This window comes from Aeromonas salmonicida (assembly GCF_028355655.1).
Lineage (GTDB): Bacteria > Pseudomonadota > Gammaproteobacteria > Enterobacterales > Aeromonadaceae > Aeromonas > Aeromonas salmonicida.
Genome location: NZ_CP110646.1, coordinates 50,350 through 63,186 on the forward strand (window position 1 = coordinate 50,350; position 12,837 = coordinate 63,186).

General features: G+C 58.5%; 16 protein-coding genes and 1 pseudogene. 7 read left to right on the forward strand and 10 right to left on the reverse strand.

Annotated features, from left to right (window positions below; all coding sequences use genetic code 11):
• On the reverse strand, positions 1 to 858 hold the full coding sequence (locus ONZ54_RS22985) for a hypothetical protein (protein ID WP_271788332.1): 858 nt from the start codon (positions 856 to 858) through the stop codon (positions 1 to 3).
• A gap of 1,156 nt (positions 859 to 2,014) precedes the next feature.
• On the opposite strand from ONZ54_RS22985, the gene ONZ54_RS22990 reads away from it, so the two are divergent.
• The gene (locus ONZ54_RS22990) at positions 2,015 to 3,136 is read left to right on the forward strand and encodes a tyrosine-type recombinase/integrase (protein WP_271788333.1); all 1,122 of its coding nucleotides are present in this window, start codon (positions 2,015 to 2,017) and stop codon (positions 3,134 to 3,136) included.
• Between the two features lie 767 nt (positions 3,137 to 3,903).
• Here ONZ54_RS22990 and ONZ54_RS22995 read toward each other — a convergent pair.
• From ONZ54_RS22995 to ONZ54_RS23035, 9 genes and pseudogenes are all read right to left on the reverse strand, one after another.
• The gene (locus ONZ54_RS22995) at positions 3,904 to 4,722 is read right to left on the reverse strand and encodes a hypothetical protein (protein ID WP_271788434.1); all 819 of its coding nucleotides are present in this window, start codon (positions 4,720 to 4,722) and stop codon (positions 3,904 to 3,906) included.
• 15 nt (positions 4,723 to 4,737) lie between these two features.
• A pseudogene (locus ONZ54_RS23000) lies at positions 4,738 to 4,983 on the reverse strand (PAAR domain-containing protein); the annotation flags it as partial.
• A gap of 170 nt (positions 4,984 to 5,153) precedes the next feature.
• Complete coding sequence (locus tag ONZ54_RS23005; protein WP_271788334.1) at positions 5,154 to 5,657, reverse strand: hypothetical protein; 504 nt, start codon at positions 5,655 to 5,657, stop codon at positions 5,154 to 5,156.
• Positions 5,654 to 6,247 carry a DUF262 domain-containing protein gene (locus ONZ54_RS23010; protein WP_271788335.1) on the reverse strand — a complete coding sequence of 198 codons (594 nt, stop codon included), beginning with the start codon at positions 6,245 to 6,247 and terminating at the stop codon, positions 5,654 to 5,656. The genes ONZ54_RS23005 and ONZ54_RS23010 overlap by 4 nt, the downstream gene beginning before the upstream one ends.
• Entirely contained in the window at positions 6,240 to 6,434 is a 195-nt protein-coding gene (locus ONZ54_RS23015; RefSeq protein ID WP_271788336.1) for a hypothetical protein, read from the reverse strand. Before ONZ54_RS23015 ends, ONZ54_RS23010 begins: the two co-directional genes overlap by 8 nt.
• On the reverse strand, positions 6,431 to 7,042 hold the full coding sequence (locus tag ONZ54_RS23020) for a hypothetical protein (protein WP_271788337.1): 612 nt from the start codon (positions 7,040 to 7,042) through the stop codon (positions 6,431 to 6,433). The genes ONZ54_RS23015 and ONZ54_RS23020 overlap by 4 nt, the downstream gene beginning before the upstream one ends.
• Positions 7,039 to 7,941, reverse strand: coding sequence for a DHH family phosphoesterase (locus tag ONZ54_RS23025; RefSeq protein ID WP_271788338.1), 903 nt, complete (start codon positions 7,939 to 7,941; stop codon positions 7,039 to 7,041). Before ONZ54_RS23025 ends, ONZ54_RS23020 begins: the two co-directional genes overlap by 4 nt.
• Positions 7,938 to 8,405 (reverse strand): hypothetical protein, encoded by a 468-nt coding sequence (locus ONZ54_RS23030; protein ID WP_271788339.1) that lies wholly within the window; start codon positions 8,403 to 8,405, stop codon positions 7,938 to 7,940. Before ONZ54_RS23030 ends, ONZ54_RS23025 begins: the two co-directional genes overlap by 4 nt.
• A gap of 42 nt (positions 8,406 to 8,447) precedes the next feature.
• Positions 8,448 to 9,041: a hypothetical protein gene (locus ONZ54_RS23035; RefSeq protein ID WP_271788340.1), complete on the reverse strand. Its 594-nt coding sequence runs from the start codon at positions 9,039 to 9,041 to the stop codon at positions 8,448 to 8,450.
• A 322-nt stretch (positions 9,042 to 9,363) separates the two neighbouring features.
• Between ONZ54_RS23035 and ONZ54_RS23040 the strand changes: the two genes are divergently transcribed.
• The 6 genes from ONZ54_RS23040 to ONZ54_RS23065 all read left to right on the forward strand — a co-directional run bounded on the left by ONZ54_RS23040 (position 9,364) and on the right by ONZ54_RS23065 (position 12,836).
• A complete protein-coding gene (locus ONZ54_RS23040; protein WP_271788341.1) occupies positions 9,364 to 9,687 on the forward strand; it encodes a hypothetical protein in 324 nt (107 codons plus the stop codon).
• Between the two features lie 38 nt (positions 9,688 to 9,725).
• Positions 9,726 to 10,247, forward strand: coding sequence for a hypothetical protein (locus ONZ54_RS23045; RefSeq protein WP_271788342.1), 522 nt, complete (start codon positions 9,726 to 9,728; stop codon positions 10,245 to 10,247).
• Positions 10,248 to 10,504: 257 nt separating this feature from the next.
• On the forward strand, positions 10,505 to 11,023 hold the full coding sequence (locus ONZ54_RS23050) for a hypothetical protein (RefSeq protein WP_271788343.1): 519 nt from the start codon (positions 10,505 to 10,507) through the stop codon (positions 11,021 to 11,023).
• Between the two features lie 10 nt (positions 11,024 to 11,033).
• Positions 11,034 to 11,765: a Ref family recombination enhancement nuclease gene (locus ONZ54_RS23055; protein ID WP_271788344.1), complete on the forward strand. Its 732-nt coding sequence runs from the start codon at positions 11,034 to 11,036 to the stop codon at positions 11,763 to 11,765.
• Positions 11,766 to 11,856: 91 nt separating this feature from the next.
• A complete protein-coding gene (locus ONZ54_RS23060) occupies positions 11,857 to 12,516 on the forward strand; it encodes a hypothetical protein (protein ID WP_271788345.1) in 660 nt (219 codons plus the stop codon).
• An 80-nt stretch (positions 12,517 to 12,596) separates the two neighbouring features.
• Positions 12,597 to 12,836, forward strand: a complete 240-nt coding sequence (locus ONZ54_RS23065) for a hypothetical protein (RefSeq protein ID WP_271788346.1) — start codon at positions 12,597 to 12,599, stop codon at positions 12,834 to 12,836.
• The last annotated feature ends 1 nt before the right edge of the window (position 12,837 follow it).

Consider the following 12,837-nt stretch of genomic DNA (forward strand, 5'->3'; position numbering starts at 1 on the left):
TTATTTATTGCGACGGTTGTATTCTTCCCTGGCTTTAATAATCTCCGATTCCTTATATACCAGTCCGGCCAGGCCGGATAACGAGCAATCAAGGGGCTCGACGCCCATATGCTCCAAGCGGTCAGAGCGAGGGCTCATCATGCGGGGCTTACGTATTTCTATACCCCCAAATGGTGCGGCAAACGCGACGCCAACGCGAGGGACGCGAACCCGGCTGGTTGTGCCGTCTGTAAATGTGACCGTGCAGATTGTTTCAGTCCCGCACTTATTCCGTACTCGGTAGTGGGTTTCGTTATCTGCTGCCAATAACGCCCGTTCTCGCTCCAGCTGTTTGAGGAGGGTGTTATTGTGGCTTACCTGCTCGGCCTGGCGGGCGTGTTTAATTGCGCGGTCATAGCGCCCTAGAAAGCTCTGTTTGGTGAATTTCTTGCTGGTAGTAGCACCCCCTACGGCGATAGACATGGAGCCTACCCCATATATCACTTGGGGGATTGGTGCCAATACAAATGCTGTTTTTGGAAATCTAAGGGGGTCGGCTGCTGTTAAGTCTCTAGCTCTGTTATCCCATTCCTGAATTAATCTTTCCAGCTCCATAATGTGGCTGTGGTTCGTTATAATTCCAACGTGCCTTATTTTAGTGGCTGGTTTGGTGTTGTTATTATCCGGCTCGTTTTGTTCGCCTGTTAAATAGCCCCCGCTAGGCTGCTGGGCAGCCTCACTATTTTCCAGTGCTTTAAGTTGAGAGTATTCTTCATCTTCACCCTTTAGTTCATGATGAACTGAATAGCTCTCGATTATCTTTATTGCGTTATTGCGAACTTCCAAGAACTTTTCGTACCGGGAAATATCTACTGCCATAACGTTGACCGCCTTCTTTGTAGGGTGGTTTATTAAGTGTATAGAGATCATAGTAGCTCACAAAAGGACTGTGCAAGTCAATGATCAGGGGCTTAGGAAGTGAGGCGGGCTGGATTTGGATTGATAGTGCAACCCCGGATGGGGGGGGCGTCTTTTTGGGGAGTGGCGCCAGGATTGTCACCCTTGGCGCCAGAGTATGGCTGGGCGCGTCGGTTACCCGCGCTTTATGTAGCGGTTCACTGCAATGGTAGCCAAAGCAATCCATGTAGCTACGGCTGAAACCATAAAAATATCTCCTCCGATGAGTTGGCTTAGTGTGACCAAAGCCACGGTAACGCCGGTAATCCTGACACAGAGCTGAACAGAGTTCGGGGTTAGGATGTTAAGGGGGAGGGCCACCATAAGGAGTCCGAGTGCTACCCAAGCGCCGGATTCCAATGGGATCCGACTCAAAAGCCAGCCTATCAGGGCGCCACTAAGGACGACCCTAACTATGCCAATCAATTTCTCGCGCCCCTGCTGGCGAGGTTCAGTTCGTTTAGGTGCGTCGGTCATGTCGGTGTTTCTTCATGGCGGAAATAAATAGTTTTTGGATGTGACAGAGTTCGTCGCCATACTCGTCAGGTATTGCGAACTGGTAAGTAATCCAGACCGATAAAATATCAGAGGCGGGACTTACTGCTTCTATGTCAGCAATGTTGGGTGGAAGTTTAAATTGTGCTGGTTGGTTATTAGTGGCCCGCGTGTAAATAAATTCAATGTCGTTAACAACACTTCTTAATGATAGCTTGCTATCCATTCATCCCGCCCAAATAGCGTGTAGCTTGTTATTCTTTGTGGCTCGGATTTTCTCAGCATCCTCCGCGAGTGGCAAGGAAAGCCGCTATCCGAAAAAATGGAAAGCTCACCAATTAACCGAAAATTCCGCAAAGTGTGACGCGGGTAGTTTTTTATATTGTAAACAGGCGTTTGATTGGGTTCTTTATGGCTCCTTATGGTGGATCGAGCCATCCGGGCCCTCTCGCGCAATGCTGGAGGCAATCACCCTCTCACTTGCTAAGATTTATCAATTCGGACTAATGACAATTATTCCGAATTGACGCGAATGGGGCTATACTCACCGACGCGCCCAAACAACAAGAAAAGACCCTTTCCCATGACTCAACTCGCAATCTTCGCCGGCGATAAGATGTTGCCTGCCGAACTCACCGCCACCATCGACCAACTCGATCTCGACGCCTTCACCCCGAGCGACCTGGGCGACTTGATCCGCCGCGCTCGCCTGCATGGCCATCGTATCGACCGACACCCTCGCATCCAGGAAGCAATCGCCCAGTTCCTGGAGGAATTCCAGGTGCGAGCCGGCCGCTACTCCGAGCGGACCATTGAATCCCTGACCGGCGCCTGGTCCCGGTTCGCTACCTGGTGCGCGAATTCGGGTGACCGGTCACCACTACCGGCCGACGTGGCCGACGTTGAGGCCTATCTGACCGAGCGGGCCACCAGCGTCCACCGCAACACACTGGCGATCGACCGCTGGGCTATTGGGCGGGTTCACCGGGCGGCCGGCTGTCCGGACCCGACCACCGATGAGCGTTTGCAGGGGACCTTTGCCGCCCTGGTGCGGGCCAAGGTGAAGGCCGAGGAGACGATCGACCAGGCCTCCGCGCTGCGCGAGGTTCACCTCGATAGCCTGGTAGAGCTCTGGGGGCAATCCCATTACCTGGTGCGCAAGCGGGATCTGGCGCTGCTGGTGGTGGCTTATGAAACGCTGCTGCGGGCGTCCGAGGTGGCCCGCATTCGCTGCCAGCACATCAAACTCAATCCCGACGGGACCGCTGTGCTGACCATTCCTATCAGCAAGACGAACCATTCGGGCGAACCGGACAAAGCGCCGCTGTCGCGCCAGGCAATGCGCTTGATCCTGGAGTACCTGGAGGCGGCCGACCGCAAGCTGGAGGGGGGTGATCAGCTATTCGGCAAGGTCACCAAGCACAACAAGCCGGCCTATGTCGGGGGGCCGCTGTCGGTGGATACGGTGGAGAACATCTTCGCCAAGGCGTGGATGGAGCTGGATCTCGAGCGCCTGGGGATCCCGCGCTGGTCCGGACACTCCGCCCGGGTGGGTGCCTCCCAGGATCTGGCGGCCGAGGGATACAACACCCTGGAGATCATGCAGGCCGGCCGCTGGACCAGTGAGCGCATGGTGATCCGCTACTGCCGTGACATTCTGGCCGGCGAGTCAGCCATGGCTCGCTGCCGAGCTGGGAAGGTGTGAAGTCGTCGATGCGGTGATATGACAGTGAAGCCCCGGCCAGTTCGCTGGGGCTTCCTTATCCTGGGTATGTTGCGGCTGTCCCGCGAGCTCTCACTTATCTACACCTACCGCCGCGCTTGGCTTGCCCTCTTTTTTGCTGATAGTGACCTCTTCCCAGCGATGATCTGGAATCGTCAATTTAAAGTCCGGGCTATCAACTAGCCTCCCTGGCGGTGTGTAATCGGGGTTTGGCTTACCAAAAAGGACGCCAAATCCATGAGCCGACTCACTGATCACCCGCTCCTCTGGCGGCTTACGGGGCTGCTTCTCCTTGGGCTTGAGTCCATGAGCTACGCAGTCACGAGAGAGAATGCCTTTGCTGAACTTCCATGTGCCTTGGCGTACCTCGCATGATTGCCAGCCCAAACGCTCTGTTGAAGAACTGGCGAGCCACCAGCCAAACAACCCAGCAAGGATGGCTAGTCCAGCGCACACTATGACAATGCGGCTGTTACGTTGAACGGTACTTGCTGATGTGTCGGGCGCTGGCCGGTACTTCCCAAGTGTCAGCCTAGCGCCTAGATATATGCAGAAAGGTACACCAGCCGCGGCGAATGCGGTTGCAATCCATCCTCGCCAGTCTTGGGTCGCCAAAGGATCTGGTGGGGTGCCTGTGACTAATGCCAGTAGTTCACAAGCAGCGTTCCCAGCCGACCATGCAAGCAAGGCGCTGGTGCCTAACATGAAAAGGCCGCCAACCCTTAAAGTTAGCGGCATTGGTTCGCGTGTCATTCCTTAATGTTCTCTCTGATCGTGTCGGTCAGTTTTTCCGTGAGTTTGAACTGGTCATCGAGTTGGTCTATCGCCCAGCCTGCACCAATGGAGCCGGCGACGAAGTAGATCCCACTAGCCATGACTGTGACCGGCAAAACTGACATGGCAAATCCAGTCAGGGCCAGCGCTATGCCAGATGCAATCAGCCCCTTTGTAATGTCGGCCCCAATGTTACCGAATAGCGCCACAGTGTCGCGCTCATCGCTGGCCCAGTATTGGATCAGATTCACCGAGACGGTGAAGTAAATGTCGGCAACGATCCCCATCTTAACCAGGTGTGTGTTTGCCCTGACCCCAATCCCCAGCCTCAATATGTTCGGATTGCCGGCCTTCCAGATGTTGCCTGGGATGGTTTTTCTTACTAGCTGGTAGTTCTTGACGATGGTGTAAGGCTCACCATTTATCACTTTGGTGTATGCAAGAACCCCAAGGCCGCCCAGTCCTTTGGCGGTGTCATGGGCCAGCTTTACGCGCTCGGCGGAGTCTTTGACTGTCTTGATGTTGCCAGCGACCTCTTTGCCGTTGAGCTGGTTCCAGAGCTCCCTGGCTTCATCCAGGGTGAGGAAGGCAATGATCTGTTCTTTGTGGGTGTAGGTAACGTCGAGTTGTTTGCCGGTGATCGGGTTGTACGGGGGCCAGAACCCTGGAGCGTCGGCTGGCAATTCAACTGGTGCTGGGGCGCTGGTGGGGGCCGAGGCCGCTCTGGCACTTGCTCCACCGCCCTGGTTGTCGCCGACAGTTGTCCCCTGGGCTGGCTGAATGGTGTTGCTCATTGGTGGGCAGCCGCAAGCCACATAATCGCCCTGCAGCGCTACCGGCCCGCCCGGGCCGATGATGGAGCGGGGCCCTACGGCCACGATAGGGCCTTGTCCGACTTTGCAAGCTGGGCAGGTCGCTATCATTCCGATATAGGTTGTGGGTGACCCTTCACTGAGCCAGCAGCTGTCCCCATCAAGAATCGCTCCTCCCGTGCTTGTTGGGTCCCCTTTCCTCGCTACAGTTCTCATGGCATTCCTCCGTTTTGGGACTGACATATTACTTCAAATGGAGCTTACTGACGCTGAATGAGACTGAATTGTGAGCGGTGTCGCGTCACCACCTGTCGGCTGGTGGGCCTCTGGTATGGCAACCGCGTCACCGGTTTAATATGTTAAATAGGCCGGCATGGGGGCGAAGAAAGGGCGCCAATGTGGCGCCCTTGTGCTTACTGATTCCAGGGATGCCTCATGGCTCTGGCTCTGGCTCTGGCCCTGACGCCCTCAACCGTCCAGGGGCCCTCCCCTGTAGGTGGCAGGCAGGCGTCCAGGCTCTGGCCCTCGACATTGGCTTTCATGCTGTCTAGGGCTTCGCCTACCTCTTTGAACTCGGCCAGCCAGCGCCGGTATTCGTGCCATTGCACCCGCCAGCGGTGTAGTTCGGCCAGTTCCTTACCTGCGATCCACCATTTCAAGCGTCCACGTAGCCAGCCCAGCATGTTCTTTTTCCTCGATTCAATGACGGTAAGGGTGAACCAGGGAGAATCCCAGTCCCCCCGGATCTGGCCGCTCAACTTGCTGACTTGCCGGCGCTCCTTCACCAGCTCGATCTCCCAGCTGGTGGGTGTTTCGGCCAGCACTTCAACGATCTGGCCTTTCTTGATGCCAGCGCCCTTGCCCTCCCTGATACAAAGCAGCCCAAGCGAGTAAGAGGCGGGTTCTGTTGAGCTCATGGTCTTGCCTCTTGTTGGGCGGCCACCAGCAGGCCGCGCACCCGTTCCAGTTCTTGGGGGCTGTGTGGAGTGCCGCCGCTGTTTATGTCCAGGTAGTAGCGCAGCAGCTCATCGCGCCAGATGAAGGTGTGAATATTGAATCGCAGCCGCCAGTTGCTCATCTTGACGCTGTAGCGCGAGTCGTTGAAGTCGGATGCCACCACTCCGCCGAAGATCTTCAACTCGTCAGCCACGTACTGACGCACGGTGGTAAGGCGCTGCAGGCCGTCCACAATCTGGACCTCGTTGGGGAGATCGCCTTCATGCTCATCCATGCCCCAGTAAGGCGCATTAAACTGGATGATGCGCTGGCTCTCGCCGACCGTGCCGCGATACAACCCCTCGATAAAGGCTACCCGCTGGGCCTTGGTCCAAACGTGGCCGCGCTGGAAGTCGGGATCCAGGTTCAGCCCGTAATTCTCTTGGTAGCCTGCCAGGATCAGCTCTATGTCACGGAAAGAGGCGTCGGTGCTGTTGTGGGCCTCCGGCAGGGGCTTGATAAGCCGGCTGATAAAGGCGTTCTTTTCGTCGTAGGCGCTGCGGTCACGCATGGGGGCATTCCTTGAGGGCAAACTGGGGTGGGGTCTTCCAGCCGCTGACGCGGCCGGATTGCTTGTTGATGCGGCGGTACTCACCGCCCAGCAGGATCTCCCATGTGCGGCCATCCTCGGTCAGCACCCGGAAGGTTTGCCCCAGGGTCACGCCAACCCCGGGCATGGTGCATACCAGCTCCATCATGAAGGCTCCCGGCTGGCTTCGTAGGTGGCCCAGGCCAACGTATCTTCCTGGCAAACGGACCAGCACAAGCCTTTCCCGTCCTCGTTATCCCTGACGGTGCCAGCCCAGAGGCCCCCCTCGAACCGGAAGCACCCGTACAGCGTCACCATGGGGTAGCCACCGCTCCAGTGGGTGAACACCAGATCCGGGCGCAGAGTCGTTACCTCCTCCTGGAACCGGGCAAAGGCGGCGTCACGTTCGGCCCGGGTGGCCTCCTGCTTGTCCTTGCAAGCCTGGCTGCAGTAAACAACCTCACCTTCGAGCACGGGATCACCCCGCTCCTCGTCGTCCTGCTCCCGCTGGGTCACGATTGCATCGCAATGCTGGCAGTAGAACCACCAGCCGGCATCGAGCAGCGCCTGAGAGGGGACCTTGCCCATACTGGCGTATTGGTCGAACTGGGGCGCACGACTGCAGGCGACACATTCAAAGTCTGCATCGAGCTCGTTAGCCCCCTCTCGGCGGGCGGCCAGGCCATGATGGTGAAACACAACCCGGGCGTGTTCGCCGTCGTCTACCTTCCAGGCCACAACGGGCTTGATGGCCGTGTCTTGCTCCAGTGGGCTCATACCTGCCACCCCTTCGACTTGAGCATCTGGTCCATGTGCTTGATGGCCTCCAGGGCGTGGTTCAACTCACCACCCATGCAGAGCTCGGACGGGTAGCTATGGGCGGGCAGCTCAAAGCCTGCTGCTTTGCGGTGGCCGCCGCCGCCGAACTGGATAGCAATGGCGCTCACATCCACATCGGGGCGCGTGGTGCGCAGCGAGTATTTGCGGGTGCCGTTCCCCTGGTCATTGTAGATAGCCACGACGGCGGCTCCAGGGAAGCGCTGACCTAAGAACTCGGCCAGTTCGGAATGCAGCGCCTGGGTGCTGTTCACTACCACGGCGGGCAGGCCGGCGATCTCGATGAACTTTGCCTCGCTCGCCATGATCTCCAGTAGGTGGGCATGGCTGGCAAGGATGGCCTCTCCGCACATGATAGCCTCGGGGCCAATGCCGGCCATCGCCACGGCTGCCCATTTGCTGAACCGTTTGGGTAGGGTGGCGATCCAGGCGTTCACCGCCTTAGAGTTGGGGAGCTCCCAAACCCACAAGTCACGGTCGGCCACGTAGGCCAACAGTTCGGGCAGCGGCTCGGCCGGGAAGAAGTGCTCCCACGCGAGCTCGCAGCCGGCCTTGCTCATGTCAAAGATGGCGTAAGGGGCACCCTCCAGGGCTGCCTTGGCGGTCTTGTGGTGGTCCAGCACCACCAGCCGGTACTGGGTGGCCAGCTGGTCACACACCTCACGCGAATAGCTGAAATCCAGGATGAAGAGATCGATGGTGCCGGCCGGAATGGTGGGGACGGGCTTGTCATAGGCCACCTCGATATAGTGGGCTTCGTTGCCGTAGCGCAACCAGGCGGCCATGGCAGAGGCGAACCCGTCGGCGTCGTTGTGATAGAGGATCGTGGTCTGGATCATTCTTGGTGCTCCCGGTGGTGCTGGCCGTATGTCTCTTGATAAGAGAGTGCTAACTCGTCTAGGGGGTGGGCGGGTTCGCGAACAAGCTCCCTCCCTGGGCCGACCATTTCTTGATAGGTCGCGTAGCCCATTACCGGCCCGCAATCCGGGCAGCCTCGGCAGGTAGGGCCCAGGGTAGGGCAACTCCCTTTTTGGGCCGCTGCGGTCCAGATGCGCAAGAGCTCCGCGGGGTCCTTTAGGGCCATGAACTCCTCGAGCGCCTCTGGTGGTAATGCCAGCTCTGGGTATTCACCGGCCTTGTGTGGCGGCACGGAAATGATCCCGGCCATCCATTGCAGAGCGTCACGCACACCTTGCTCATAGGTGCCTTCTTCGTAGTCGGTCCCGACTTCTTCGCTACGCTCTGCCAGCAGAGTGGACAGCACCAGCTGCTGCAAAAATTCGGGGGTCATGGTTGCTATCATCTTATCTCCGGGAAAGTAGAGAGCCCCGGGCGGGGCGATCGGTCAGGCTGCTTTACGCTTCACAGGGCTGGCAGGCTTGAGCTTGCGGGTGGGCCACTGGTTGAACAGGGTCCCCAGTTTCGACACGTTGATAATCATTTCTGTCCGCCACTTATGGACGCTGCCATCGGCGTGGATCACGGTAAGGGTCGAGTGCCCCCAGACGTGCGATCCAGTCAGGAACACCTCGACCACGGGACCGTCCTGCTCAATCTTCATCGCCAGCTTGGCGATGAAGGTGTCGTACTGCTGGGCGGCGAGGTCGCGGGCCTCCCTCACCAGGGCGGCGACGCTATCAGGGCTCCACATACGGTAGTGGGGGTCCTTCATGCGGCGGCTGATGGGGTTGCGGGTGGTGTCGTGACAGGTAAGGCGGGCTGCCATATTGTGCCTCGCCCTTATGCTCTGGTAGTCGGCGAGAGAGTGGCGTGCAGCGTCAGGATGAGGAAAGGCCACTTCGAGATCCCAGTTAGCCTCTTTGAGGGCCGTCTGATAGCGTTCAGCCAGTGCGATGGTCGCCTCCTCTGCGCGTTCTAAGGCGGGTTCTTTGAGGTGTTCCACCGCGGCGGCGATCATCGCCTGGGTTATGGTTCCCATATCCTAACTCCGTTTCGTTATTTATCTCATGACTCGCACAATCCTAGTGGAAAACATTTCCTATTAGAAGGAATAAGGCAGAAATATTTACCTAAAATGAGATCTAATCGCTTGCCTGACGGCCACAGATGGGTAATCCTTTTCCCTGAAACATCCTAACCCAAATCCCTACACGCAAGGATGTAACAGGAGTCGCTACCCAATGTCACATGACGCCCCCCATAACCCGTACTCGCTCGGTGACCAGGCAACTACCGTTGGCCGGGTCAGGCCCTTTCCAGCCTCGATGATGGTCCACCTTGTCAGGAGCCTTATCAGCAAAATGACCGGCCCCCTCACCGTGCTGGTGGTCGCTGAAAGTAAGGCGCAAGCCGCCCTGCTTCGCCATATGCAAAGTCGGTTCACGGTCCATAACCCCAAACAAGGGGGCGCCATCGCCGAGTCCGTAGGGATGCCTTATCCCTGCCAAGTGGTGATTGTCGATTCGCCCGATCATCCCTTGCTGGTGGGCGCGGCCAGTCGGCCAGGCCCTGCGAATACCGGCACAGTGATTGTGGCAACCCAACCCCTGTCCAGCGCCTGCGCTCTGGCTCAGATAGAGCAGCAGCGGGCGGCAGTACGCTACCAGCTTGACCCTGCTCTATGACCCGCAACAACTCAAACACCAACCTTGAAGGAATGACCATGCAAGACCTGCAAGCCCCAACTCACGAAGATGTGAAAGATCAGCCTCTACCAGTCGATGCCGAACAACAGCCAGAAGTGGATCAGAGTGCGGCACTGCGCCAGGCGGTGGCGAATAACTACCTGAATCACTGCATTAACGGCGCTGCGGCTGACAATCCCCCAGAGGCCCCGCCAGTTGCGGCCCTGTTGATGGGGACCAATAACGCCATTATCAGCCTGTTGCTTGCAGTGCTACACCACACCCCAGAGCAAAACGATGCCCAGCTGAATGTGATTGCCACTTCGCTGGGTGAAGTGTCTGTAGGTGGGCGTCCGCTGCCGGAAGTGCTGATGGAGGTGTGGGCGGTTGCTCAGGGCCGCCAGGGCACCCTGAATCAGTTGATAGGCAAGCTGCGCGATCGCGTCGAACTGGACCGCAACCAGTTCGTGGCCGACCAGCTCCAGCAACTGCATACGCTGATTACCCCGCCTGCGGCCGAACCGGCCAAGCGCAAACCGAAGCCGGCCGCGAAACGCTAAGGCCAGAAATGACAAAGCCCGGCTGGTGGCCGGGCTTTAGATACGAAAACCCCCAGCCGAGGCCGGGGGGTTCGTAATTGTGCCGGTGACCCGTGAGGGCTCCCGCATCAAGAAGCAAAGGAATCGTAGAGTATGAGCCTATCTAACACAACCGTTTTCGTTCAGGCCCTGCTGTGGGGGACTAAATAATGACCCCTGCCCGCCTAACCAGACTGTTATCTGCCCAGTCAGCCCAAGCCAAAAAGGTGTTCGCTGCCTTGTTAATCAATGAAGTCCTTTCTATCCATCAAATCCGGGCGGTGCTGGTGGCCCGTGGCAGCCACCTGGCACACAACGCCATAGAGGGTTGCCTGCATAGCCTTAGCCGCGCTGGTCTGGTATGCGCCACCGCTACCGGATTCCGTGCAGCCTTTGATGCCAGCCAGCCATTCCCCCCCCAATCAGAATCAGACACGGAAACCACCAGCATGACCTCCTCTCTCGAAATAACCATTCATCAAAGCGCCTCTGTCTCCATTTCCGCGCCAGCAGGCATCCATGCAGATCCTGAACACAACGGCATTCAGGTTGCGACCGACCGTATAGCCGCCATCGCCGTGGAAGTGGTGGAAGCGGTGGCCGGTGTCCGTCAGCAGCTCGACAAGCTGACCAGGTTGAGCTCCGAACTGGACGAGCTCGCCATCCATATCACCCTTGAGACGGACCAGGTATCCGAGAAGATAGAGAAACTGAACAAGGTGCAGGCGCTGCTGCGTGACCTTGGCGTGGCCGGCTAAGGCCCGGGTTATGGCACTGTCCAAACCCAAGTCAGTGGATTTTGAGAAGGCGAGGCAGAAAGCACGGCTGGCACAAGGCCGTGCAATCGCCAGACAGCGGGCCAAGTTGGCCGATCCTGTCTATCAGGCTGCCCAGCGAGCCAAGGCCACGGCACTGGCCGAGCGCCAGCGTGAGGCGCGGCTGGCTCAGCAGCAAGATCCCGAGTACATCACCGCCCAGCGGCTCAAGCGTGAAACCAAGCAGGCCGCCAAGCGGGAGGCCCATAAAACCACCCAGATGGTGGCCCCTGTTCGGTCCACCAGCCACAAGAAAAGCAGCCGCGGCATGAAGGGGCGCACCCCCACGGCCGACGAGCGCCGGGTTATGGATAAGCTGGGCGCATTGCCTTGCCAATGCTGCCTGCGACGGGGGCGATTCAATCCCGTTATCTCTTTGCACCACGTCACCGGGCGCACCGAACTGGGCGCCCACTATCGCAGCCTGCCCCTTTGTATGTGGCATCATGACACCCCGGCTGATGCCGAGGCTCTCCAGCAGTACCCGGATCTGATCCCGCTACACGCCAAAGGCTCCCTGGGTGGCCGTGCGGCGTGGAAAGCAGAGTTTGGGACAGAGCTGGAAATGCTGCTCGATGTATGGTCCCAGATCGGCCTGGAAGACCAGATCCCCCAAATGCTGGGGTCGCTCGCAAAGGCCGCCGCCAATTTAGGCTATTTCACACATCCTAACCCCGTCGTGTAATACTGCCTGTGCAAGGTGCTGACCCACTCTGCACTCTGACAGCTTCCTTACATTTTGAAGCGCCTCCGGGCGCTTTTTTTAGGGGTGTACCTTGAGCCAACCCGCACCAATCAACGTCCTGGCGATCTCCCTTGAAACCCGAAAGGCCCCGGTCATGCTGGCCGGCTCCCTGACGGCCAACGCCCTGCACGTTATCTCCCTGACGACACTCCCACGCTCTATCAGCAAGATCCGCGAGCAGATAGAAAGCATGGTGGCCCGCAACAACACGCTCGGCCTCGATGCCACCATCATGATCGAGGACCCTACCGGCCTGATGAATGGCCTTGGCTACCGTTGCCGGCTTGACGACAAGACCAACGATGGCCGGCCCGTGCTTGCCATGGCGATGGAGCGTTACCGCGCCCTGTCAGCTATGGGCGGGCTGGTTTACCCGGGCGACAACGGCAGCACGTACCAGATCAGCGAATCGATCATGAACGTGAAGATGGGCGACAACGGCAAGGCGACCTATGAAATCGACTGGGCCCAGCTCAAAGACGCCTCCCGGGTGCTGCTGCTGCTTATCTACGGCGCCATGTGCCAGGGTCCTATGCACTCCACTTACCTGGAGCGGCTGTATGGGCAGATGGCGACTGACCATGACGACGCCGCCCGGATCACCTCGTTTCACGCCATCACCAAGGGCTATGACGATGCTCTGGCGCTTGAGCTGCCCACGGTGGCCGGTTCGCGGGAGGGGTGGCTATGACTGACCTATCCCGCCTCTCGCCGCTCAATGTGGCCGATGACATTCTGCGGTCCTACCTGTTCGCCGCGGTGCTGGCGCATGTGAACGACGGATCACAGGACGAGATCCTGGAGTACGAGGTGCGCCAGGATGAAGCCTACCGCCGCGACCTGGCCGCGTACCGGGTGTATGGCAATGCGGATCTGCGCTGGGTGTTCTCCGTGGTGGCTGACGTAGAGGACGAGGCCGAACCGCTCCCAGTGGGGGTGGTGCTGCGCCTGCCTACGGCTTCCTGGCTGCGTGAGACGATCCGCCACTTTGCCGAGGATGGGGGTCTGTAAC